This is a genomic window from Streptomyces sp. NPDC058664 (assembly GCF_042716635.1).
Classification (GTDB): domain Bacteria; phylum Actinomycetota; class Actinomycetes; order Streptomycetales; family Streptomycetaceae; genus Streptomyces.
The window spans coordinates 77,064-99,753 of the sequence record NZ_JBHXRW010000016.1 but is presented as its reverse complement, the minus strand read 5'-3'; the positions used below and the strand labels follow the sequence as shown (position 1 = coordinate 99,753).

Sequence of the window (22,690 nt, the reverse complement as noted above, 5' to 3'; positions counted from 1 at the left end):
CGCTTCCCGTGGGACGTGGGAATCTGACGAATGACCAGTGGACCCGGCTTGAGCCGTTGCTGCCGGAGGGCATCAAGCCGGGCCGTCCGCCGGTGTGGACTCGGCGACAGTTGATAGACGGCATACGGTGGCGGACCCGGACTGGCGCCCCGTGGCGGGACGTGCCTGAGAGGTACGGCCCGTGGGATCGCGTCTACGACCTCTTTCGGCGATGGCAACGTGGTGGTATCTGGGCAAGGATCCTCTCCCAGCTCCAGGCCGAGGCGGACGCGAAGGGCCTGATCACCTGGGAAGTGAACGTCGACTCCACCGTCTGCCGGGCCCATCAGCACGCCGCCGGAGCGGTGAAAAGGGGGGACCTCCAGAAGGAACCGCCCGGCGGCATCTTCGCCGAGCCGGCCGACCACGGCCTCGGACGCTCCCGCGGCGGGCTGACCAGCAAAATCCACCTCGCCGTCGAGCAGGGACAGAAGCCGCTGTCGGTTGTGATCACGGCCGGGCAGCGGGGTGATTCCCCGCAATTCGAGCCGGTCCTGGAGGCGATCCGGGTGCCGCGACTCGGGACCGGCAGGCCGCGCAAGCGACCGGACCGGGTCCGGGCCGACAAGGCGTACGACTCCCGCAACAACCGCTCCTACCTGCGCAGACGCGGGATCAAGGCAACGATTCCGGTGCCTGCGGACCGGGTCCGCAACCGGCTCAAGCGCGGCTCCTTCGGAGGTCGGCCGCCGAAGTTCGACAAGGACGACTACAAGCAGCGGCACGCGGTCGAGTGCGGGATCAACCGCCTCAAGCGCCACCGGGCTGTCGCCAACAGGTACGACAAACTCGCCGTCCGTTTCGAAGCGACCGTGCTGGTCGCAGCCATCAACGAATGGTTGTGACCGGCACCTTCACGCAGCCCTAACGATACGGCGGGCCGATGACCGCCTGGCCGATCTGCTCGGCCAGCCGGGCAGTGTACTTCTGCGAGTCCCGGGTTTCATGGACGTCGACGCATACCGTGTGGGTCCCGACCTGCCGGTCGGCTCCGGCATCGTCGCAGTTGAAGACCAGGGTGACCCCGTCGTGCTCGACGCGGCCTTCGTACCCGTGCTCTGGCACCGCCGGCCAGATCATCTGGTCCCAGCGGATCACGCCGTATCTCGTACCCACCAAGGCGGCGAAGGCGTCCTCGACGCCACCGACAGGCTGGTCCACCATCGATGCCCAGAGCGGGAGTAAGAGAGCGATGCTATCCGTGTCCGCGGAAAGCTCGGTGGCGTGCCAGTCGCAGCGCAAGACCGTCTGCGTATCGAGATTTCTCGCCCAGAACTCTTCGTTCTCGGTGCGGAACCAGGAGTCCGGTAGCACCCGACGCAGTTCCATCACCTCCGCGACCGTGCAGAGCTCCACATCCACTGACACCTGGGCGTACTCTCGCTCGCCCAGCGCGAGCAGTTGACGCGCTGTGGCGAGGGCCGCCGCCGAGTCGGACGTTCGGAAGACGGGGTAGGAGACACCGTTGGACATGCGGGTACCTTGCCATACACCGACATCGGCCAGCATCCGCGTTCGTAAGCGACGAGCACTTTCACAACAGGCCCTAGCCCCCTTCCAGCCGCTTGCCGACCGGTAAGCGGTTTTTGCATGTGTGAGAGGTACTGATGAGCAACAACCCCGAGTTCCGTGCGGCCTGGAGCGCCGTTCCCGATGTCGTCCACGCGGAGACACAGCTACGCAGGCTGGAGGAGCACCGAAGGGCACTGGGCGACGTCCTGAGCCCCGACCTTGCCCGCCGCAAGGTGTTCGACGAGGCAGTGACGGCGATGCGTGCCGGCGCCGAATTCCCCGACGACATCGGCCAGCGAGCAGCCGACGCCTACAGGGGTGCCCTGGAGGCAGAGTCAGAGGTGTTGGGGCTCAGCGAGGGCATCACCAGCCTCCGATACCACCTGGAGCACCTCCGGACGACCGACGGCGCGGAGACGGCCCTCGAAGCGCTCGGCAAGCGGCTGACGGAGTTCCTCGGTGAGGTGAAGAAGCCGGCCGCCGACCTGAGAACGGCGCCCGGTCCGCGGAGGAAGCTATCCAGCGTGGCGGCAAGGCGCCTGCGGCGTGGAAGACGCTCACAGACATGCTCGGGACGCTCCGCAACATCCGCCAGGCGCAGTTCGACATTCTCCGCCCACTGGGCGATGGACAGCGGCTTCAGCAGCTGCGGGAGAAGGGCTACTTCGAGGCGGCGGGCATCACGCCCGACGGTGTCCCTGAGGACATCATGCGGGCCATGACGTCAGGGCACTACGACGTTCCGTATCTCGTCTACATCGCAGGCCTCCCTAACGTGTGGGTGCCGACGAGCTTTGACGAGCTGGAGGCGGAAGACGTCGTGGACTGCGGCGTTGCCGACGACTCCGTCATCGACTACACCCCGCGTGAGCGGATCATCCCCACGCCTCCGGAGCCTGTACGACACGGCCACGAGCGTGCCCCCGACCTGACCCTGAAGTAGAGAGGTGCCAACCATGAACGACCCCGCCCCCGAACAGCTCGCGGCCGGCGAGGCGCACGGGCTGACCCCGCCCATGTGCGCGTTCCTGCGCGGAGAGACCCCCGAAGAGCTCCAGGCGGACGCTGTGGCGTTCCTCGAAGCCTTCGGCACGCCAGAGCCGCCCGCACCTGTCTACCGCTCCGGTGGCCCCCGCGGATCCGACGTCGGTAGCGGCGGACGAGGCGTCAGCGCCGGCGCTGCGCTGTACCGCGGGCGCCACGGCCTCGACGAGGACGGCCGACGTCCCGTGAAGGAGCCTGTGCCGACCGGCAACCGCAACCCGTTCGTCGAGAACGGCTACACCATGGAGCGGTGAGTAGGTTGACACGTCGGAGGGGCAACCCGACTGGGTCGCCCCTCGCGAAGACGTTAGTTGCGCTTGAGGTACTGGAGCACGATGAGACCCGCACCAGTAACCGCGAGGCACGCGGTTCCGGCCTTGGTGAGGCCATCGAGAGCAGTGCCACCAAGTTCGGTGACGACGATAAAAGACAGAAGGCCCGCCACCACACCGACGAGCATCACGATGATGATGTCGCGAACCGGGTGCGCGCAGATAGTGGTGCCGCTGGACGTCACGCTGTTTCCTCCCGAGTGTCACTGACGCGTATTGCATGGAGACACACCTCACCTAGGGGTGAAGTCTCCAGCTAGGAGCCGACGTGGCAGCTCCTGGGCCTGCGCCATTGCGGCGAGGCCAAATACACTCAGTGCGTCCTTTCGGGAAAAATTGCGCGCGCGAAGGTTTCCATCCGATACACGCGACGTCGAATGTACAGGAAGAGCAACAACGTTGCAAGGGGCGTTAGTTCAGCGGGGTAGGCGGGTGACCCCCTACGGGCAGACGGCCAGACCGTAAAGGTGCTGGTCCTCCCTGTCTGTGCGGGTCTGGAGGATCCGGCCGAGGCGCCCGCAGGAGCCCGTTGGGGCGCCGAACGGGTGCCGGCCGGACTGATCTGACCCCTGAAACGGCAGGCGGGCGTACAGCGATCCGGCCAGATGCCGTTCCGAATAAGCACAGGTCAGCCTATGGATTACCGTAACGCGCCGCGCTAGACTGGACCCATGAACACACCTACCTGCGAGTGGTGCCCGGAGAAGTTGGGGGCGCGACACTCACACCGCGCGCGGTTCTGTTCCACCCGTTGCCGCATGGCGGCGCACCGTGCGGCGAAGAAGGATGCGACTCCCATTGAGCTGAAGACCCGCGACAGGTGGGTTCGACGCGCTGCGGACAAGCGCCCGTTGACCGTCGCCGGCATGGCGGCCTCCTCGACGGACTCCGCAACGTGGAGCGCGCACACGAGCGCCGCCGCTTCGACGGCCGGCGTCGGTCTTGGCTTTGTCCTCTCCGACGAGGACGACATCGTCTGTATCGACCTGGACCACTGCCTCAACCCGCTCACTGGCCGTCTGGCGCCGTGGGCAGCAGCCGTCCTCCGCGACGCGGGGACCACCTACGTAGAGGTCTCCCCGTCCGGTGACGGGCTGCACATCTGGGGCCGCGCCGACCTCCGACAGGGGCGCCGCATCCGACGCCCCGACGGTACGGCCGTGGAGATCTACGGGACCGGCCGCTACATCGCAATGACGGGCCGCCGACACGGCAATGCCCCGTCCATCCTCGCGGACCTCTCCGCGGTGGTTTCCAAGCTGACGGCTCGCTAGCTCCCGCCTGCGAACTCCTTGATGGCCACCGCGACAGCAACGATGAGGCTCAGTAGACCGAAGACGGCGCCAAGGGCGGTGTTCAGGTTGGGGTTAGAGACCAGTTGGTTCCACCAGCCTGTTGGGGCTGGTGCCACTTGAACTCTGAACGAGAGTAGGACGTCGGCCGCCATGTGCGGGATGGACAGGACCACTGCCGCTGTCAGGACGAACGCGACGGCATCAGCAGGCGATGGGAAGTCCCAAGTCCCAACCCAGCGCAGAAGCATCCAGAGAAACGCTGTTTGCCACAACATGCTTACGAGGGTGATGAGCTTGGTGTACTTCCACAGAACTTGGGTGCGTCGGAGAACGAGAGCGAGCTGATGCAGCTTGTCTTCGGCCGTCGTGCGCGTCGAGTGGCGAACCTGAAGGCGTGTGTCCCAACTGCGGTCATACGTCATGAAGACGCCTAGAAAGAACTGCCTGCCACGTCCCCTACGGTCCCCAAATGTCACCGTAGCAACCGGACTGTGTGGCGTAGTTGCATCGCTGACCTGAAGCTCAAGCTGCTTGATGGGTCGCTGACCCACCAGAGTCGCGATGTCGTCCAGGGATGCGTGCGCGGCCTCAAAATCTTTGCCCCATGCAGTCCACTTGATGACCGGACTGGAAATGCCTGCGCTGGCAGTCGCCTGTAGCGCGTCGAGGTGCGTTCGCTTTGGCCGACAACCGACGAGTCGTTCCCCAAGATCCCACGTCAACATGCAGCGCAATCTAGCGAATCCGGTGGCAGCCCGCGCACTGGACGGACCAACTACGGGAGGTGGCAGGGGCGGACGAGACCCTGCACCGAAGTGCCGCCAGTGCAGTACAGCCTGACTGCCCACAACCCGAAGGCCCCCAGCGTCTCGCTGGGGGCCTTTCGCATGCCCACAGCGAGAGGTACCCCCATGACTGACCCAACCAAGTGCCTACGGCCGAACTGCGCGAACGCGCCGATGCCGACGATGACGACCACGGGAGACATCGTCATCGACCCGTATTGCTCCACTCTCTGCCGGATGTGGGCGGAGTACGCCCTCACGCTCGCGCGGGCCCCGTGGTCGCCCCGGGTTGAGTGGGAGTCCCGGCAGATGTTCACCCTGGACGCCGTGCTGAACGGGCGCGCACAGTCGACGGAGATCGTCTGATGGCCGTCGACCACGACATTGTGGGCACTGTCGGCGTCGATGTGGTGCCGATTTCTCCGAACTTCAACCGCCGCATGGAGCGAATCGTCATCCCCGCCGCACAGCGGGTTGGCGACGAGGCCGGACGGATCATCGGTGACCGGATGAGCGACGAGATCGCCCGTCGGGTCTCGGCAGCCCTCCCGCAGGCGGTCCAGGCTGGCGGGCAGGCAGCGCAGCGTCAGGCGAGCCGGCAGGGTTCGGACACGGGTGGCGCCTTCGCGCGCAGCCTGCGGACGAAGCTTGAAGCAGCCTTCCGGACGATGCCCCGTCTGGACGTTCGCCTCGGTGACACCGGTGTCGACGCCGACCTTGCCCGCCTCCGCGCCCGCATGGAGACGCTCTCCAACAAGCGCATCGGCATCGACGTCTCAACGGAGGCTGCGGAGGCGGAGGTCCGACGCATCGACGCCGAACTCCAGCGTCTCGGAGCGTCGCACCCGAACATCGCCGTTCGCGCCGACACGGCTACGGCTCGCGCGGCGCTCGCGGAGCTCCGGGCTGAGATCGCGGCCGTCGACGCTGCCGATATCGACCTTGACGTCCACGTCGACACAAGCGGCGCCCGCGCGTCTCTGATGGCGCTCGGAATCCAGATGGCTGCTCTCCTTGCCATCCCCTTCGGTCCCGTGATTGCCGCGGGTCTCGGTTCCGTGGTCGCCATGGCGACGGCAGCCGGCGCAGGTATCGGAGCCTTCGGTCTCGCGGCCGTGCCGGCAATTAAGGGTGTCGGGGAGGCGCTGAAGGCGCAGACGGCCGCGCAGGAGGATGCCGCAAACGCGTCTCTCCGGGGGTCCGCCGCAACGGCGCGAGCAGCGTCGCAGGCCGTATCGCAGGCGCTCCAGCTCGCCGGCGCGCAGGCCTCCCTGGCGACGGCTCACCGCAACGCAGAGCGGCAGGTCGTCCAGTCCAACCGGGCGATCGAAGACGCAGAGCGGGCCCTTGCGCAGGTCGGGATCCGAGCCGCTGACCAGCGTCGTCAGGCTGCCGAGTCCGTCGAACGCGCTGAGCGCTCCCTCACTGACGCCAAGCGTGACGCACTGAAGGCGGAGGAGGATCTCGCTGCGGCTCACCGGAAGGTCTCGGAGGAGCTGGCAAAGCAGCGCGAAGAGCTGGAGAAGCAGCGCCGGGAGCTCTCCGCTCGACTGGAGGATGCCTCCCTCGACGAGCGTGACTCTGTCCTCCGCGTCAAGGAGGCTCAGGAAGAGCTCGCGCGGGTCATGAAGGACCCGAAGGCGACGGCTCTTCAGCGTGAGCGCGCGCAGCTCGCGGCCGACGAGGCGGAGCACGCTCTCAAGCGTCAGCGCGAGGAGATCAAGAACCTTCGCTTTGAGATCCTTGACCAGGCGAAGGTCTCCGCGGAAGCCTCCGACGAGGTCGTCAACGCTCAGGAGCGAGTGGCCGAATCTCAGCAGAAGATCAAAGACCAGACTGACGCCGTCAAGGATGCGCAGGCGGACGCCGGCCGGGTCCAGGAACAGATCGCCCGCGACCTGGCCGACGCACAGCGACGGGTGGCGGACTCCGTGGAGAACGCCTCCAACGTGCAGGTAGCGGCGGCTGAAGCCATCGCCTCCGCGGAGCGCGGTGTAGCGGCTGCGCGCATGTCGACTGCCTCTGCGACGTCTACGGCACTCACGAAGCAGCAGGAGTACGAGCGCGCACTTGCCAAGCTGACGCCGGCACAGCGCGACCTGTACGACTCCATTGCAGGCCCGCGCGGACTCAAGACGGCCTTCAAGGAGTGGTCGGAGTCCCTTCAGCCCCACGTCCTCCCGATCTTTACCCGGGGTGTCGACGGTGCGAAGGCCTCTCTTCCTGGTCTCACTCCGCTAGTCATTGAGCCTTTTCCAACCTGGCATCCGCACTGGTCAGCGGACTGTCGTTGATCGGCTACCCGAGTCCAGCACGGGCTCCTGGCCAGGTCTTCACTAGTTGACTGGCGCCTCCGGGGAGCTGCCGCAGGGTCCTCCGACTGGCAGGTGCTTCAGGTTGGAAAAGGCTCATCGGCGCTTCGAGCGCGATTCAGACGCTGATGGACAAGACGTCGGCCGGACTGAAGACGCCGTTCTGGCAGGAGTTCAAGAAGGATCTCGCGGACAACGTGGAGCCGGCGATCGTCGGATTCGGCGTGGCTTTCGGGAATGTCCTGAAGGGCGTGGCGGGGGTCATTGACGCCTTCCTTCCTAAGATGGACGGAATTGCGTCGAGATCCGACAAGATAACGGAGCGCTTCGCAAGATGGGGCACAAGTCTTAAGGGATCGCCCGGTTTTGAGAAGTTCCTTGATTATGTGAAGGAAAGTGCACCTAGTGTTGGGGCACTCGTTGGAAGTGTTCTGACGGCGTTGATTGCCACAGCGCAGACGTTGAGCCCCGTTTCGACGGCGTTGATGGTTGTTGTGACGCCGTTGTTCAATTCCATTTCATGGCTCGCAACGAATGTGCCGGAACTCGTCATCGCGTTGTGGGGAATCTGGGCGGTAAACAAGGCCATTGTGGTCGGAATGGCCGCGTTCGGCGTTGCGATGGGCATCTACTCGGCCGTTGTGCTGACGGCGCAGATCGTCACGGGCGGCTGGGCTCTGGCGCTCAGTGCCACGGGAATTGTCCCCATCATCCGGGCGATCATGCTCGTTGTCGGTCTCCTCGTCGCAGCCGTGATCTACGCCTACAACAACTGGGATTGGTTCCGAACCGCGGTCGACAACGCCGCGAAGGGCATCGCAACGGTTGCGTCGTGGCTGTGGGACAACGTCCTGAAGCCGGTATTCGAGGGCATTTGGTGGGCGATTAAGCAGGTCGCCGACATCGTCGTATGGCTGTGGGACGTAATTATCCAGCCCATCTTCCGGTTCATCTGGGAGGCGGCAAAGATCCTGTTCACGATCGTTGTCGTCGGCGTCCTCACCCCGATCTACCTGGCCTTTAAGCTCCTGGGCGAGATAGGTAAGTGGCTGTGGGAGACCGTCCTAAGGCCCGTGTTCCGCTGGATCGGCGACGCCGCGATGTGGATGTGGGAGCACGCTGTTAAGCCTGCGTTCCGGCAGTTCATAGACAACCTGAAGGCCGTCGCCAGCATGGCCACGTGGGTGTGGGAAAAGGTTCTCCGTCCCGTGTTCACGTGGATTGGTGACAAGGCGGAATGGCTGTACGACGTAGCCATTAAGCCCGCTTTCGACAACATCAAGTCGGCCATGAAGTCCGTCGCGGACTCCTTCGGATTCGGCAAGGATTCCATCAAAAAGGCATGGGATCAGATCTCGGGTATCGCGAAGAAGCCCGTGAAGTTCATTGTGGACCACGTATACAACGCGGCGATTGTGCCCCTCTGGAATCGCGTAGCGGATATCACGGGCGTTGACCCGCTGAAGAAGCTAGACCTGAAGGGGTTCGCGCGAGGCGGCATCCTCCCAGGGCAGTCGACGTGGAGGCAGGGAGACGACCAGCTCGTCCCCATGCGGCGTGGCGAAGGCGTCTACGTATCCGAAGCGATGCGCGACCCCTACGAGCGCGCTCGACTCCACGCAGTAAACCGCGCCGCCATGAACGGCCAGTCGCTCAGCACCTTCCAGGGTGGCTACGCCGAAGGCGGCATCGTCGGATGGCTGAAGGAAAAGGCTGGCGACGTAGGGGACCTCTTCTCGAATCCTCTTGACGTCTTCAGCAAGGCTCGCGGCCTGATCACCGACCAACTGAAAAGCATTCTGACGAACCCCTGGTCGCGTGAAATCGCAAAGCTCCCGGGCTAGATGCTCGACGGTCCGAAGGACAAGGCACTCGACTTCCTCGGCTTCGGGGGAGGCGAGAGCGGCGGAGGAAGCGGGGCGTGACTCCGCCCCGTCAACGCGCCGTTCGGCACCCCGTTCGGGCAGCGCGGTTCGATGTGGAGCTCCGGCCGACACACCGGGCTCGACTTCCCAGCCGCTATCGGCACGGCTATCCGCGCCGTTGCCGGCGGTCGCGTCGCCATGGCGCAGAGCGGTGGCCCCTACGGCAACCACGTGATGATCAATCACGGCGGAGGCTTGGCGTCGCTCTACGCGCACATGTCGGACACCCTGACGTCGATCGGCAAGGCCGTCGGCCAGGGCGAGACGATCGGACGCGTCGGCGACACCGGCAACGTCACCGGTCCTCACCTCCACCTGGAGGCGCGGAAGAACGGCGTCTCCGTCGACCCCGTGCCGTTCCTGACGGGGCGGGCGGTGGCGGAGGCGGATCCGGTGTCGAGCGCTGGAGGGGTGTCGTGCTCCAGGCGCTCCGGATGACTGGCAACCCTGCGCAGTACGCGGACCTGACGCTCCGACGGATGAACCAGGAGAGCGGCGGTAACCCCAATGCCGTCAACGACTGGGACATCAACGCGAAGAACGGCACGCCGTCGGTAGGCCTGATGCAGGTCATCAAGCCCACCTTTGAGGCGTGGGCCAGCCACATGCGCGGCGTCGGCCCGAAGCTCCACGGCGTCAGCACGAATCCACTGGCGAACGTGTACAGCTCGATGCGCTACGCCATGGGTCGCTACGGATCGCTCCCGACGGCCTGCAACCGTCCAGGCGGCTACGCCGACGGTGGATTCCCTGGCATCGGTGAGCTGGCGTGGGTCGGCGAGCGCGGGCCGGAACTGGTCCGCTTCCTCCACCCCACGCAGGTGTACAGCCACAGCGATTCAACGGCCATGGTCCGCCAGGCGGCGTCGGTCCAGGCCGGCGGTGGACGAGGCAACGCAACCCCAGAAATCAAGGCGGTGCATGTCTACGTCGGAGACAGAGAGCTGATGGACATCGTCGACACCCGAATCGAATACCACGATGCCGGCATGGCGTCCGCACTCACCTACGGCCGCAACAGCTAACGAACACCCTCACGCGCCCCGCGGATCCGACACAGAGACGCGGGGCGCCCCCTACTTCGAAAGGCAGCACCATGGACACCACGACACCGATCAAGGCTCAGCCGACGACCTGCGGGCACTACGGCGCCGATGTGCCGCAGACGACTGGAGTGGGTCGGCTGAAGAAGTACTGCACCCCAGAGCACGGAAGGCTCTGGCGACGTCACATGAGAGCGCTGGGCTTCCCCATCTAGGCACCCTTGACGGTCACGTCCGAAGGCAGGATGGTCGTAGAACATTGCGCAATCCACGTGACGACGGAGGACATCATGGCTCTACGCTCGTTCGGCAAGGACCCCAACACCAATGGCGACCACTGCCCGACGGTATGGCTCGACGAGGACAAGGGAGAGTTCGTGTTCCAGGGGTGGAAGGCGGACGAGGTACTCCAGGCAGAATGCCTTGCGACGGGATCGATCCCCGACACTGAGGCAGTCGTCCGGCTGCCCGTCCGCATGGTGCAGCAGATCAGGGAGGCGTGCGATGCCGCTGAAGGTGCCACCGTTCGCTGAACTGCTGGCGGGATGCAGCCGCTCAGCGGTTCACCTGGAAACGCGTGATGTCTACGGCGTCGTGGAAGAGGATGCCGAGTTTGCGGCGTGGCAAAACGGCTGGAGGTACAACCACAGCGACCGCTCGTCGTGGTGGAACGGCTTCCACCAGTCGGTTGCCGACGCTGTCGGCCGTGGTGTCGTCATGCGTCGCGCTCGCGTCGTCTCGGAGCCGCTGAGCGAGTACGTCCAGTACGAGCACGCATGCACGCCGCAGAACATCGCGGCCGGCGAAGAGGTGCGGTGGCTGCCTCGTCACCTGGCATCGGACTTGCTCCTCCCGGGCAACGACCTGTGGATCTTCGACGACCGACTCATCCGCTTCAGCCTCTTCGGAGGCGACGGACGGTTCGTCGCTGATGTCATGGAGGACGGGGCCGACGTCGTGAAGCGTCACGCTGAGGCGTTCGAAGCCATCTGGGGACGCGCCATCCCGCACCAGGACTACCGGATCTGAGCGACTCACACTGATGCATAGCCCCTACCCGTCAACAGCCCTTGATGCTGCACGCCGAGCCATAGCGGATCAACTCCGCGAGATTCGGCGTGATGCTGGTCTGACGGGTAGGGACGTCGCCGCACGTACAGGCTGGCAGCCGTCGAAGGTCTCTCGCCTTCAGAGTGCTACAACGCCCCCGTCAGACGACGACATTCGTGAGTGGTGCGCGGCGTGCGGAGCCGAGGACAAGATCCCGGATCTCGTGGCCGCCAACCGGACAGCCGACTCCATGTACATGGAATGGCGCCGGGTACAGCGCACGGGCCTGCGACGGCTCCAGGAGTCCCGTATCCCGCTATACGAGCGAACGCGTCAGTTCCGCGTCTACAGCTCCACCGTGCTCCCCGGGTTCCTCCAGACCTACGGATACGCTGCGGCTCTCCTGAGGGACATCGCGCGTTTCCACGGCACGCCAGACGACGTCGATGACGCAGCAACCGCCCGGGTTGAACGGTCGAAGATCATTAAGCAAGCCGGCCGAACGTACTCCTTCGTGGTGGAGGAGGCTGCCCTACGCCGGAATGTCGGCAGTGCCGACGTCATGACTGAACAGCTTCTCCACCTCTTGGACGCAGCACGGTATCCCGCGGTCTCGCTCGGTGTCATTCCGTCCTCTGCGCGGGCTATGTGGCCAGTAGAAACCTTCAGCGTGTATGACGACGAGACGGTGTTCGTGGAGTTGCTGACAGCGTCGCTGACGATCACGGCGCCGACCGAAGTCGCTCAGTACGTCGCTGCACACGCCGAAATGACACGCGCGGCTGTGTTCGGCCCCGACGCCTACCGGATCATCGCAGGAGCGATTCCAGCCCCGTCCTAAGTTGCATAGAACTCCGTAGAACTTCGTGGAATCCGCCGAGCCGTGGCCCCTACCGTCAGAGACGAAGAGGGGACGGTGCGCATGTCCGAAGAACAGTGGCAGCCGGCCGGGAGCCGGTACGCGGTCGACGCAGACGGACGGATCGGCCGTGTGGTCGAGCGGTACGAGGGAAGCGTCTACCTCCGACCACCGGGAGGGGGGCGAGAGTGGACGGTCCCGCCGGAGGAGCTCCGTCAGTCGACCGCCGATGAGATGGCACAGGTTCGTGTCTTCACTACGCCCGTGCCGGTGGTGAAGCCGTGAACACCGTAATGCGGTTCGTACCGCACCGGATCACCCGGCACCCCGACTCCGAACCGACCGTAACGGCCCGGTGCCTCCACCCGGATTGCGGATGGAGCGTCGCCCCGACGTCGGACGTGAACCAGGCTGACGACGACTGCATGGAGCACACGGGGCGCGAGGGGCACGGCATCTTCGCTCGCCACTACGAGGACATCGCAGTCGTCACCCGCCGCGAATAGAGCTCCGCTCCTTCGAGGCTTGGGGAAGCTCTCCGGAGGAGCGGATCAGGCCCGCACGGTGCGTCTCGCGAGCGCCCGTGTCCGGGAGCGGGCGGGACGGCGAGGTCGGCTCACGTCCCGCCCGTGCGACGTCGAGCCGGCGCCAACCCTGACTGCCCCGGTCGTCTTTCTCCCCCGTGGAGGACGACCGGGGCTTCCTCATGTCCGCAGGTGGGGTAGACATTGCATAGGTGGTCCCTTACTCTTCGGTATGGTCATGGGAAACAGGGCCGCCACCTCGCACGGCGCCTGCATCGTGATCCCCGCCCCCTCCTTCGACCCGGCGGCCACCCTCCGCGCGGTGCAGGAGGAACGCTGCACCTCGCTCTACGGCGTCCCGACGATGTTCATCGCCGAACTGAACCTCCCGGACTTCGCCACGTACGACCTGTCGAGTCTGCGCACCGGCATCATGGCCGGGTCACCGTGCCCGGTGGAGGTGATGAAACGGGTCGTCGCCGAGATGAACATGGCGGAGGTGTCCATCTGCTACGGCATGACGGAGACCTCGCCCGTCTCCACCCAGACCCGCCGCGACGACGACCTGGAGCGCCGCACGGGCACGGTCGGGCGGGTCATGCCGCACGTCGAGGTGAAGGTCGTCGACCCCGCGAGCCGGCTCACGGTGGAACGCGGCACGGCGGGGGAGCTGTGCACCCGCGGCTACGGCGTGATGCTCGGCTACTGGGACGAACCGGAGAAGACCGCCGAGGCGATCGACAGCGGCCGCTGGATGCACACCGGGGACCTGGCGGTGATGCGCGACGACGGCTACGTGCAGATCGTCGGCCGCATCAAGGACATGATCATCCGGGGCGGCGAGAACGTGTACCCGCGCGAGATCGAGGAGTTCCTCCACGGCCACCCGAAGATCGCCGACGTCCAGGTCGTCGGCGTCCCCGACGAACGCTACGGCGAGGAGATCCTGGCCTGCGTGGTCCCCCGCGACCCGGCCGACCCACCCACCCTGGAGGAGCTCACGTCCTTCTGCCGCGACCGGCTCGCCCACTACAAGATCCCGCGCAGGGTGGAGATCCTCACCGCGTTCCCGATGACGGTGAGCGGCAAGGTACGGAAGGTGGAACTGCGGCAGCGGTACGGGGGACGGCGGGACGCCCCCTAGGACGTGTCCGCCGGCCTGGAACCGCCTCAGCCGGCCGCGACCTGGAGCTTGTAGTCCACGGCGATGGCGAAGGATCCGGATGATCCCCTGATGTTCAGCGTGTGGCTGCCGGGTGACAGGGGTTCCAGTTGCACCCAGAGGCCGCAGGCCTGGGATCGGAAGCGTCCGCTTTCCCCGGTGAGTGGATTGCCGTCCACAGCGGTGATCCGGACGGGTGTCGCTTCGTATCGTTCGGCTTCCAGAGCTCGGCCGTCCAGGAGGGCGCTCCCCTGTGCCGAGGCCATGAACGCGGTGCAGTCGGCTGCTTCGCCGAAGGTGTTGACCAAGGGAAAGGCCAGGGGCACCTTCGCGGGGACCGTGCAGGAGCGCGTCGCGGTCCCGCCGAAGGTGCCGGCCAGGAACCAGATGTCTCCCGGCTGGCCCTGGGCGCACAGGTGACCGTCCTGGTCCGAGACGGGGTTCGAGGCGCTGACGCTCGAAGCCGCCCAGGTCCACCAGCGGCCCTGCAGGTCGGCGGCGCTCAGCTCGGCTCGCGCGCCGGGGGCGCCGGGAGAGGCGGTCGCAGGGTCCGCCGTCGTCCCGGGCAGGGAGCTGCTCGGGGGCGGAGAGGGCGGGGTGGACGTCGTGGAGCATGCGCCGACCAGGACCGATGCGCCGATCAGCAGGGCTATGGATCTTCCGGGATGCATGAGCGAAGGGTACGAGGCCGTGATCCTCCTGCCCGTGGGAGGGCGGGCCGGTGGACCACGGTCTACGGCTGAAGTCCGGCCGGTTCGCTGCTCCGCACCTCACGGCGCATGCAGACGCGGGGCCAGAGGGACAGGCCGTGGGCCGCCTCCGCGCGGCTGATGGCGCGCAGGCCCTCCGTCAGCGCCGGATCGGACTCCGCGAGCGGACGGAAGCCGAGCCGCGTGTAGTACGGCGCGTTCCACGGCACCTCGGTGAACGTCGTCAGGGTCAGCGCCACCAGGCCCCGCGCCCCGGCGGTCGCCGCCAGATGCTCGATCAGCGCCCGGCCCACACCCCGCCGGGCGGCGTCCGGATGCACCGACACCTGCTCGATGTGGGCCGCGCCGTCGACCGTGTCGGCGAGCAGGTACGCGACCGGGCGGTCGGCGGCGTCCACCGCCACCCACGCCCGGCCCGCGCGGCGGTACGACTCCAGGACGTCCAGGGGCAGCGGGTCGTCGTCGGCGATCGCCGCCATGCCGAGCGTACGGAACGGTTCGCCCGCCGCCCGTTCGATGTCCTGGAGCAGCGGGAGTTCGGCCGCGGCGGCCGCTCTGATGCGCATACGCCAGTATGGCGCGGCATCACCCCGGACGGTCCCCCGCGGCCGGGCCGCGATCCGTCGGCGGCCGGTTCCGCTCCACCCGCCCGGGCCGGTCCACCTGCCCTGGCCGATCTCCCCGCCCGGGCCGGTCCAGCAGCCCGCCGTCCCGGGAGAACCGCGGCAGGAACATGGCGAGCGCCGGATCGCCGTACAGCGCCACGTACAGCTGGACCAGCCGTCCGTCCGTCACCTCACGGCGGTGCGCCGGCAGCGGGTACCGCTCCCGCAGGCCGGCGAGCAGCTGCCGCGCCGCCCGGGTGGGCGGCGGCAGCCGCAGCAGCGCCACCGCCACGAGCAACGGCAGCGCGCCCGCGGCGAACACCCAGCTCAGGGCCGCACCGGACGGCGCCGTCACATACGCCCCCGCCCCCAGCGTCAGCGGTACGCAGCCGAGCAGCGCCCCCGCCGTCCCCAGCCGCGCGGGCGACCCGAGCAGCCCCGTCGCGCGCAGCTCGCCGCGCAGCGCGTCCACCGCCCGCCGCGCCTCGGGACGCAGCGCGAGGTCCCGCAACGCGTAGGCCCGGTGCAGCGCCCGGTGCACCCCCAGCTGTACGGGGTCCGTGGTGCGCCCAGGACCGCCGTTGGCCCGAATCGTATGTTTGCGCCCCGCCGCGACCGCCCCGCGCTGGTGCAGTGCCACCAGCGCCACGGTGACGGCCGCCCGCCGCCCGCCGCGCAGCAGCGCCAGGGCCTGCGGCGGCGGCACGACGTCCGTGCCCGGCGCTCCGCTTCCCCGGCTGCGGGTTCGCAACAGCACGGCGGCGAACAGCAACTGTCCGCAGGCCGCTCCGACGAACCACCACATCCCCGTCGACATGACGCCCACCCCCCAAGGGTGTTGTGCCCGGGAGAGCGTGATCGTCACGCGCGAATGGCCGGATTCGGCTGCCGGGACGGAGCGGAGCGGCGGCCGCGCGCCGGGCACGTCCTAGCCGCCGCCGGCGGCCAGGTCGTCGGCGGCGGCGTTCACCGGCTGGGGGGTGCCGGTCAGGTCGAGGACGAAGAGCGGGAGGTGGACCTCCGCGGCACGGGAACGGGCCTCCGGCGTGTAGCCCGCGAGTGAGAAGAACACGCTCACGGCGGAGGCGCTCAGCCCGTTGAGCCACAGGCACTCGACGGCCCGCAGCCCCGTGGGCCGGGTGCTCGGGTCGACCTGTGCGACGAGCCCCGGCGCCCGCAGGTCCACGCCGGACGCGGGACGCTCCTCCGGCTGGACGACGTCCCGGTACCCCAGCCAGCGCAGGTATCCGGCGGCCGCGGCGACCGCGTCCCGCGCGGTCCGGATCGTCACGGGCCGGAAGGCCCCGCGGGTCGGAGCGGGGCGCGGTGCGGTGGGCGGCAGCGGTATGCGCGCGGGATGGCGCCCGGCGAAGCCGGGACCGGCACCGGCCGCACCCGTGTCGAGGCCCGCCGGGCCCTGCCCGCCGGTCCCGGTGCCGGCGCCTGTTCCCGTCCCCGTACCCCGGCCCGTTCCCGTCCCGGTGTCCGTTCCGGTGCCGCGTCCGGCGGTGGGGCCCGTACCGAACCACTCCGCGCCGGGCTCGACCGCCCGGGACGGTGCCGCGCCGGAGCCCCGGGGGGTGCCGGGCCGGCCGGGCCCCTCCGGCGCCGGGTCCGCGCTCTGCCGCCCGGTCGCCGGAGTCGTCCCGGAGAACCCCGGGGTGTCGGCCACGCCGGGGCCACCCGGCGCGGAGCCCCGACCGCGCCATCCGGCCACCGGAGCCGCACGGGAAGCTCCGGTGCCGTCGTCTTCCGGAGCCGCACGGGAAGCTCCGGTGCGGTCGTCTTCCGGCGCGGTACGGGAGCTCCCGGGGCCGTCGGCTTCCGGCGCCGTACCGGAGGCGCCCGGCCCGCCGTCCGAGCCCGCCCCGCCGGAGGCAGACGTCCCGCCGTCCGAGCCCGCCCCGCCGGAGGCAGACGTCCCGCCGGAGGTCCCCGGGCGGTCGTCCACCGGTCCGACCGGGACCCGCAGGACCGTTCCGCACGTGCAGCCCAGTTCCGGGTGGGGCCAGTCGTCCACGCGGCCGCAGGCGCCGCAGCGGACGGTGACCCATTCGTCCGCCCAGTTCCGGTGCGTGATCGGCTCCGCCGTCGCGCCCGCCCGCACGGGCGGAGCCACGGGGCTTCCGCACGCGCAGGGGAAGACGGGTGCCGCGTACGCCTGCGTGCGCAGGCATCCCGGGCAGCGCACGGGTACCGCATCGCCCACAACCAACCCCCTGTCGTTCCGCCCCATCGTCCCCCCATCCACCGCCCGGGGAAGGGCGTTCGGCCAACTTCCGTGATCCCGCAGCGCGGACCTCTCTTGACGGTTCTCCGGAGCCCGACCTACATTGCTTCCGTATAGCAGAACAGTATTTCCGCATTACGGAAACAAGCGGAAACCAGCCGCACCGGGCTCCCCGAGTCGACCGGCGGCTTGGATCCGCCCGGCCGAAGCAGGAGCACTCCCATGCCTCGTATGACCGCCGCCGCAGCGGCCGTTGAGATCCTCAAGCGCGAAGGCGTCACCCAGGCGTTCGGCGTCCCCGGCGCGGCGATCAACCCCTTCTACCGCGAGCTCAAGAACGTCGGCGGCGTCGGCCACACGCTGGCCCGCCACGTCGAGGGCGCGTCCCACATGGCCGAGGGCTACACCCGTGCCAAGGCCGGCAACATCGGTGTCTGCATCGGCACCTCAGGACCCGCCGGCACCGACATGATCACCGGCCTGTACTCGGCCATCGCGGACTCGATCCCGATCCTCTGCATCACCGGCCAGGCCCCGGTCTCGAAGCTCCACAAGGAGGACTTCCAGGCCGTCGACATCGCCTCCATCGCCAAGCCGGTCACCAAGAAGGCCACGACGGTCCTGGAGGCCGCGCAGGTCCCGGGCGTCTTCCAGGAGGCCTTCCACCTGATGCGCTCCGGCCGTCCCGGCCCGGTCCTCATCGACCTGCCGATCGACGTCCAGCTGACCGAGATCGAGTTCGACCCGGAGACCTACGAGCCGCTGCCGGTCTACAAGCCGCGCGCCACCCGCGCCCAGGCCGCGAAGGCGCTGAACTTCCTCCTGGAGTCCGAGCGCCCGCTGATCGTCGCCGGCGGCGGCATCATCAACGCCGACGCCTCCGACCTCCTCGTCGAGTTCGCCGAACTGACCGGCATCCCGGTCATCTCCACCCTCATGGGCTGGGGCACCATCCCGGACGACCACGAGCTGGCCGCCGGCATGGTCGGCGTCCAGACCGCGCACCGCTACGGCAACGCGACCTTCCTGGAGTCGGACCTCGTCCTCGGCATCGGCAACCGCTGGGCCAACCGCCACACCGGCTACAACCTGGACGCCTACACCAAGGGCCGGAAGTTCGTCCACGTCGACATCGAGCCGACCCAGCTCGGCAAGATCTTCGCCCCGGACTTCGGCATCGCCTCCGACGCCAAGGCCGCCCTCGAACTCTTCATCGAGATCGCCAAGGAGCTGAAGGCCGCCGGCAAGCTGCCCGACTTCTCCGCGTGGGCCGCCTCCGCGCAGGACCGCAAGGCCACCCTGCAGCGCCGTACGCACTTCGACAACATCCCCCTGAAGCCGCAGCGCGTCTACGAGGAGATGAACAAGGCGTTCGGCCCGGAGACCCGTTACGTCACCACCATCGGTCTCTCCCAGATCGCCGCCGCGCAGTTCCTGCACGTCTACAAGCCGCGCCACTGGATCAACTGCGGCCAGGCCGGCCCGCTCGGCTGGACCATCCCGGCCGCGATCGGCGCCGCCACCGCCGACCCGGAGACCCCGATCGTCGCCCTCTCCGGCGACTACGACTTCCAGTTCATGATCGAGGAGCTGGCGGTCGCCGCCCAGCACAAGGTCCCCTACGTCCACGTCCTCGTGAACAACGCCTACCTGGGTCTGATCCGGCAGGCGCAGGGCGGTCTCGGCATCAACTTCGAGGTCAACCTCGAGTTCGAGAACATCAACACCCCGGAGATCGGCGTCTACGGCGTCGACCACGTCAAGGTCGCCGAGGGCCTCGGCGTCAAGGCCATCCGCGTCACCGACCCGGACAAGCTGGGCGAGGCCTTCGAGGAGGCCAAGAAGCTGGCCGTCGAGCACCAGGTCCCGGTCGTCGTCGAGGCGATCCTGGAGCGCATCACCAACATCGCCATGAGCAAGACGGTCGACATGAGCGACGTCACCGAGTTCGAGGAGCTGGCCACCGAGCCGGGCCACGCGCCCACCGCGATCAAGGCCCTCAAGGTCTGATCCGGGAGCCCTGACACGGCCCCCGCCCCGAGGAACACCGGGGCGGGGGCCGTTCCGCCGTCAGGGCGTTCCCGCCCCCTGGGCGCCCACCAGCACCGCGCCCGCCTCCGTCCACTCGTACAGGACCGACCGCCCCGCCCGGCCCCGTCGCACCAGGCCGGCGTCGAGCAGCACCTTCAGGTGCCGCCCCACCGAACCGAGGCCCTGCCCCGTCAGCGCCACCAACTGACTGGTGGACTTGGGTGATTCGAGCCGTACGAGGACTCCCGCGCGCGCTCCGCCGAGCAGCGCCCCGAGTGCCTGGGGCACGACCGGTTCCGTCACGTCCGCGAGAGGGCCTGAGCACGCGTACACGACGGCGAACCGTTCGCGCCCCTCCCAGGAGACCCAGCCCTGCCGCGGCGTCACGGGGACGAAGAGCAGCCGGCCGCCGTCGACCCGCCTCGGCGGGTACGCGCGGGGGTTGACCTGGAGCCGCCCGTCGCCCAGCCAGCGCATCTTCCCCGGGCACAGCTCGTCGAGCGCCGCGGCCCAGCCGTCCCGCGCCAGACGCGCGGTCCGTGCCACCACGTCGGCCTCCAGGACCCGGCGGCGGCGCGGCCAGTCGGGCAGCACCGTCTCCCGCCACACCCACTCCAGGACGTCCGCCATCCGGTGCGGCAGGTCCCCCGCCGACCGCAGCGGATCCGGTACGGGCCCGCCGATCGCCACCTCCAAGTGGGCCACGGCGTCGGCCGGTTCGCACGCACGGACCGCCACGACCTCCTCCTCGAAGGACCGCTCGCGGTCGCCCGGCGGCGTCGGCGTCAGGAAGTCGGCGTTCCACGTGGGCCCGAGGGCCGCCCGTACGAGCGGCGCGTCGAGCGGTCCGGCGGCGAGGCGCTCCCGGTACGCGGGCAGGTGCGCGGCCAGCCACGCCCGCTCGCCCGGATGGGCGCCGGCCGCCGTGTGCAGGGTCTTGAGCGCCGCGATCGTCTCGGCCAGCGGAGAGACGACGAACCTGCTCCCGGCCAGCGAGTCCGTACCGATCTGCCACCAGCCCATGGCGCGCGCTCCCCGTCCTGCCGCGTTCCCTCGAACGTGTCCCGTCGAACGCCTGGCGCGCCCGCGTCCTTTCGCCTCCCGGCGAAACAATATCGGCGACGACGGCGTCCCCGGAGACTCCCCGGCATGCCCCGCTACCGTGACCTCTTCCGCACCCCCGAGTTCACCCCGCTCTTCCTCACCGGCTCCGCCCACACCGCCGCCCAGACGGTGGCCGGGCTCGGTCTCGCCACGCTCGTGTACCGGGCGACCGGCTCCCCGCTCCTCTCCGCCCTCGCGCTCTTCGGGCCCTCGCTCGCCCAGCTGCTCGGCGCGACCACCCTGCTCTCGGCCGCCGACCGGCTGCCGCCGCGCGCCGCGCTCGCCGGAACGGCCCTCTTCTTCGCCGTGGGCACCGCCGTCCTGGCGATCCCCGGCCTGCCGACCTGGGCGCTCTTCGTGATCCTGCTCGCCGAGGGGCTCGTGGCCTCGCTGGGCGGCGGAGTGCGCTACGGGCTCCTCAACGAGATCCTCGCCCGCGAGGACTTCCTCCTCGGCCGCTCGGTGACGAACATGGCCGTCGGCGCCTGCCAGATCGGCGGCTTCGTGACCGGCGGCGCCCTGGTCGCCCTGCTCGCGCCGCGCGGCGCGGTCCTCGTGGGCGCGGGCCTCTACCTCGCCGCCGCACTCCTCGCCCGCGCCGGCCTCACGGAGCGCCCGCCGCGGGCCGCCGGACGCGCCTCGGTCGCCGAGACCCGGCGCACCAACCGGCGGCTGTGGTCCTCACCCGCGCGCCGCCGCTGCTACCTGGCGCTCTGGGTGCCCAACGGGCTGATCGTGGGCTGCGAGTCGCTCTTCGTGCCGTACGACCCCGAGCGGGCCGGGCTCCTCTTCGCCTGCGCCGCGCTCGGCATGCTGGCCGGGGACACCGCCGTCGGCCGCTTCCTGCCGGCGCGGCTGCGCGGCCGGATCCGCTTCCCGCTCCAGGCACTGCTCGCGGCCCCGTTCCTGGTGTTCGCCCTGGACCCGGCGCTGCCGCTCGCGCTCGTCGCGGTGACGGTCTCGGCCGTCGGATACGGGGCGAGCCTCCTGCACCAGGAGCGGCTGATGGCCCTGGTGCCGGAGGAGCTGAGCGGTCACGCGCTCGGGCTGCACAGCTCGGGGACGCTCGCCCTCCAGGGGGTGAGCGCGGCGCTTGCCGGCACCCTCGCCCAGTACACGTCACCGCGCACGGGGATGGTGCTGCTCGCCCTCGCCTCGCTCACCGTGACCCTGGCGCTCGCGCGGGCCGACCGGAGGGCCGGCGGGGCGCCCCCTAGCGAGGCGCCGTCGAGCGGTGCACGACCGTGTCCTCGCACGGGCCGTCGGCGAACAGCTTGAGCGCCTCCCTCTCGTCCTTGTCGACCGACAGGCCCCAGCGCAGCTTGGTGCCGACCCACTCGCCGACGTAACGGCAGTACCGGGCGTTTTCCGCGGGCACCCATTCGGCGGGGTCGCGCCCGGCCTTGTCCTTCTGGCTGCGGGCGGTGACGGCGACGAGGGTCGCGGCCGCGCCCTGGTCGTTGGCGTACTTCTCGCGCCGCTCGGCCGTCCAGCCGGACGCCCCCGACCGCCAGGCCTCTTCGAGCCCGACGAGGTGGTCGACGCGGAGCAGGGCCGGATCGGTGACGTTCTGCCCGTCGTAGTACGAGGTCCAGGAGCCCCCGGTGATGACGCAGTCCTTGCCGGTCTTCGGGGCGTCGACGGCCTCGGCGACGAGCACCTCGGCACGGGTGTCGCAGCCGTCCGCCGGGTCGAGGCCCTGGTTCCAGTGGCGGAACGCCGTCTCCTTGTAGCCGGCCGGGTCCTCGGTGGCCTCGGGGAGTTCGGCGAGGGCGTCGGGGAAGAGGACGACGCCGGCGGAGAGGGCGGGGGAGGGGACGGCGAGCGGGGACAGGATCAGGGCGAGCGGTGCGAGACCGCGCATCAGGTTCTTGATCATGTACGAGTGGATAGCGCCGGACACGGGGCGCACGGGGCCCGAACCGCGGTGCGCTCGCCCGACCGGGTGTGGATCTTCACCGCAGAAACGATGCGCTGCGGGGTCGTACGCACATACGAAGAAGAGCGCGGAACCAGGGACCGTAAACCTGGTTCCGCGCTCTCGTCTGATGACCGCCCGACGGCACGAGGCTGGCGCGACAGGACGTTCGCGCCGCCGGGCGGAGTCTTTGAGGTGCGCGTGCTTCCG

24 protein-coding genes and 2 pseudogenes are annotated in these 22,690 nt (G+C 68.8%); 17 read left to right on the top strand and 9 right to left on the bottom strand.

Annotated features, from left to right (window positions below):
* The first annotated feature begins 8 nt into the window (after positions 1 to 8).
* Entirely contained in the window at positions 9 to 884 is an 876-nt protein-coding gene (locus ACFWUY_RS15665; protein ID WP_384107605.1) for an IS5 family transposase, read from the top strand.
* A gap of 19 nt (positions 885 to 903) precedes the next feature.
* Here the strand turns inward: ACFWUY_RS15665 and ACFWUY_RS15660 are convergent, their stop codons facing one another.
* Entirely contained in the window at positions 904 to 1,512 is a 609-nt protein-coding gene (locus ACFWUY_RS15660; RefSeq protein ID WP_384107603.1) for a hypothetical protein, read from the bottom strand.
* A gap of 134 nt (positions 1,513 to 1,646) precedes the next feature.
* Here ACFWUY_RS15660 and ACFWUY_RS15655 point away from each other — a divergent pair, with 134 nt between their 5' ends.
* The 3 genes from ACFWUY_RS15655 to ACFWUY_RS15645 are packed head-to-tail and all read left to right on the top strand — an operon-like array spanning position 1,647 to position 2,849.
* The gene (locus ACFWUY_RS15655) at positions 1,647 to 2,273 is read left to right on the top strand and encodes a hypothetical protein (RefSeq protein ID WP_384107601.1); all 627 of its coding nucleotides are present in this window, start codon (positions 1,647 to 1,649) and stop codon (positions 2,271 to 2,273) included.
* Positions 2,270 to 2,494, top strand: coding sequence for a hypothetical protein (locus tag ACFWUY_RS15650; protein ID WP_384107599.1), 225 nt, complete (start codon positions 2,270 to 2,272; stop codon positions 2,492 to 2,494). Before ACFWUY_RS15655 ends, ACFWUY_RS15650 begins: the two co-directional genes overlap by 4 nt.
* Positions 2,495 to 2,507: 13 nt before the next feature.
* Positions 2,508 to 2,849: a hypothetical protein gene (locus tag ACFWUY_RS15645; RefSeq protein WP_384107597.1), complete on the top strand. Its 342-nt coding sequence runs from the start codon at positions 2,508 to 2,510 to the stop codon at positions 2,847 to 2,849.
* A gap of 53 nt (positions 2,850 to 2,902) precedes the next feature.
* Here the strand turns inward: ACFWUY_RS15645 and ACFWUY_RS15640 are convergent, their stop codons facing one another.
* Positions 2,903 to 3,112 (bottom strand): hypothetical protein, encoded by a 210-nt coding sequence (locus ACFWUY_RS15640; RefSeq protein ID WP_384107595.1) that lies wholly within the window; start codon positions 3,110 to 3,112, stop codon positions 2,903 to 2,905.
* Between the two features lie 486 nt (positions 3,113 to 3,598).
* On the opposite strand from ACFWUY_RS15640, the gene ACFWUY_RS15635 reads away from it, so the two are divergent.
* On the top strand, positions 3,599 to 4,201 hold the full coding sequence (locus tag ACFWUY_RS15635; protein ID WP_384107593.1) for a bifunctional DNA primase/polymerase: 603 nt from the start codon (positions 3,599 to 3,601) through the stop codon (positions 4,199 to 4,201).
* Here the strand turns inward: ACFWUY_RS15635 and ACFWUY_RS15630 are convergent.
* The gene (locus ACFWUY_RS15630; protein WP_384107591.1) at positions 4,198 to 4,947 is read right to left on the bottom strand and encodes a hypothetical protein; all 750 of its coding nucleotides are present in this window, start codon (positions 4,945 to 4,947) and stop codon (positions 4,198 to 4,200) included. The two genes, ACFWUY_RS15635 and ACFWUY_RS15630, sit on opposite strands and share 4 nt — an antisense overlap.
* A 186-nt stretch (positions 4,948 to 5,133) precedes the next feature.
* Between ACFWUY_RS15630 and ACFWUY_RS15625 the strand changes: the two genes are divergently transcribed.
* From ACFWUY_RS15625 to ACFWUY_RS15580, 10 genes and pseudogenes are all read left to right on the top strand, one after another.
* On the top strand, positions 5,134 to 5,373 hold the full coding sequence (locus ACFWUY_RS15625) for a hypothetical protein (protein ID WP_384107589.1): 240 nt from the start codon (positions 5,134 to 5,136) through the stop codon (positions 5,371 to 5,373).
* Positions 5,373 to 7,301, top strand: a complete 1,929-nt coding sequence (locus tag ACFWUY_RS15620) for a hypothetical protein (protein WP_384107587.1) — start codon at positions 5,373 to 5,375, stop codon at positions 7,299 to 7,301. Before ACFWUY_RS15625 ends, ACFWUY_RS15620 begins: the two co-directional genes overlap by 1 nt.
* 146 nt (positions 7,302 to 7,447) lie before the next feature.
* On the top strand, positions 7,448 to 9,163 hold the full coding sequence (locus tag ACFWUY_RS15615; protein ID WP_384107585.1) for a hypothetical protein: 1,716 nt from the start codon (positions 7,448 to 7,450) through the stop codon (positions 9,161 to 9,163).
* A gap of 132 nt (positions 9,164 to 9,295) precedes the next feature.
* Complete coding sequence (locus ACFWUY_RS15610) at positions 9,296 to 9,682, top strand: M23 family metallopeptidase (RefSeq protein WP_384107583.1); 387 nt, start codon at positions 9,296 to 9,298, stop codon at positions 9,680 to 9,682.
* A gap of 41 nt (positions 9,683 to 9,723) precedes the next feature.
* Positions 9,724 to 10,269 (top strand): transglycosylase SLT domain-containing protein, encoded by a 546-nt coding sequence (locus ACFWUY_RS15605; RefSeq protein WP_384107581.1) that lies wholly within the window; start codon positions 9,724 to 9,726, stop codon positions 10,267 to 10,269.
* 308 nt (positions 10,270 to 10,577) lie between these two features.
* A complete protein-coding gene (locus ACFWUY_RS15600; protein WP_384107711.1) occupies positions 10,578 to 10,820 on the top strand; it encodes a hypothetical protein in 243 nt (80 codons plus the stop codon).
* Positions 10,792 to 11,316: a DUF6879 family protein gene (locus ACFWUY_RS15595; protein WP_384107579.1), complete on the top strand. Its 525-nt coding sequence runs from the start codon at positions 10,792 to 10,794 to the stop codon at positions 11,314 to 11,316. Before ACFWUY_RS15600 ends, ACFWUY_RS15595 begins: the two co-directional genes overlap by 29 nt.
* A gap of 13 nt (positions 11,317 to 11,329) precedes the next feature.
* A pseudogene (locus tag ACFWUY_RS15590) lies at positions 11,330 to 11,533 on the top strand (helix-turn-helix domain-containing protein); the annotation flags it as partial.
* A 27-nt stretch (positions 11,534 to 11,560) separates the two neighbouring features.
* Positions 11,561 to 12,178 (top strand): DUF5753 domain-containing protein, encoded by a 618-nt coding sequence (locus ACFWUY_RS15585; RefSeq protein ID WP_384107709.1) that lies wholly within the window; start codon positions 11,561 to 11,563, stop codon positions 12,176 to 12,178.
* 765 nt (positions 12,179 to 12,943) lie between these two features.
* Positions 12,944 to 13,864 (top strand): annotated as a pseudogene (locus ACFWUY_RS15580) (AMP-binding protein); the annotation flags it as partial.
* A gap of 26 nt (positions 13,865 to 13,890) precedes the next feature.
* On the opposite strand, the gene ACFWUY_RS15575 reads toward ACFWUY_RS15580, so the two are convergent.
* From ACFWUY_RS15575 to ACFWUY_RS15560, 4 genes are all read right to left on the bottom strand, one after another.
* Positions 13,891 to 14,553 (bottom strand): signal protein, encoded by a 663-nt coding sequence (locus tag ACFWUY_RS15575; RefSeq protein WP_384107577.1) that lies wholly within the window; start codon positions 14,551 to 14,553, stop codon positions 13,891 to 13,893.
* Positions 14,554 to 14,615: 62 nt separating this feature from the next.
* A complete protein-coding gene (locus ACFWUY_RS15570) occupies positions 14,616 to 15,158 on the bottom strand; it encodes a GNAT family N-acetyltransferase (RefSeq protein WP_384107575.1) in 543 nt (180 codons plus the stop codon).
* 19 nt (positions 15,159 to 15,177) lie between these two features.
* The gene (locus ACFWUY_RS15565) at positions 15,178 to 16,014 is read right to left on the bottom strand and encodes a TIGR04222 domain-containing membrane protein (RefSeq protein ID WP_384107573.1); all 837 of its coding nucleotides are present in this window, start codon (positions 16,012 to 16,014) and stop codon (positions 15,178 to 15,180) included.
* Positions 16,015 to 16,125: 111 nt separating this feature from the next.
* The gene (locus ACFWUY_RS15560; RefSeq protein WP_384107571.1) at positions 16,126 to 16,869 is read right to left on the bottom strand and encodes a hypothetical protein; all 744 of its coding nucleotides are present in this window, start codon (positions 16,867 to 16,869) and stop codon (positions 16,126 to 16,128) included.
* A 789-nt stretch (positions 16,870 to 17,658) separates the two neighbouring features.
* On the opposite strand from ACFWUY_RS15560, the gene gcl reads away from it, so the two are divergent.
* Positions 17,659 to 19,437, top strand: coding sequence for a glyoxylate carboligase (gene gcl, locus ACFWUY_RS15555; RefSeq protein ID WP_384107707.1), 1,779 nt, complete (start codon positions 17,659 to 17,661; stop codon positions 19,435 to 19,437).
* Between the two features lie 60 nt (positions 19,438 to 19,497).
* On the opposite strand, the gene ACFWUY_RS15550 is transcribed toward gcl, so the two are convergent.
* A complete protein-coding gene (locus tag ACFWUY_RS15550) occupies positions 19,498 to 20,481 on the bottom strand; it encodes an ArsR family transcriptional regulator (RefSeq protein ID WP_384107570.1) in 984 nt (327 codons plus the stop codon).
* A 126-nt stretch (positions 20,482 to 20,607) separates the two neighbouring features.
* On the opposite strand from ACFWUY_RS15550, the gene ACFWUY_RS15545 reads away from it, so the two are divergent.
* Complete coding sequence (locus tag ACFWUY_RS15545; RefSeq protein ID WP_384107568.1) at positions 20,608 to 21,840, top strand: MFS transporter; 1,233 nt, start codon at positions 20,608 to 20,610, stop codon at positions 21,838 to 21,840.
* On the opposite strand, the gene ACFWUY_RS15540 is transcribed toward ACFWUY_RS15545, so the two are convergent.
* Entirely contained in the window at positions 21,776 to 22,441 is a 666-nt protein-coding gene (locus ACFWUY_RS15540) for an HNH endonuclease (protein WP_384107566.1), read from the bottom strand. The two genes, ACFWUY_RS15545 and ACFWUY_RS15540, sit on opposite strands and share 65 nt — an antisense overlap.
* Between the last annotated feature and the right edge of the window lie 249 nt (positions 22,442 to 22,690).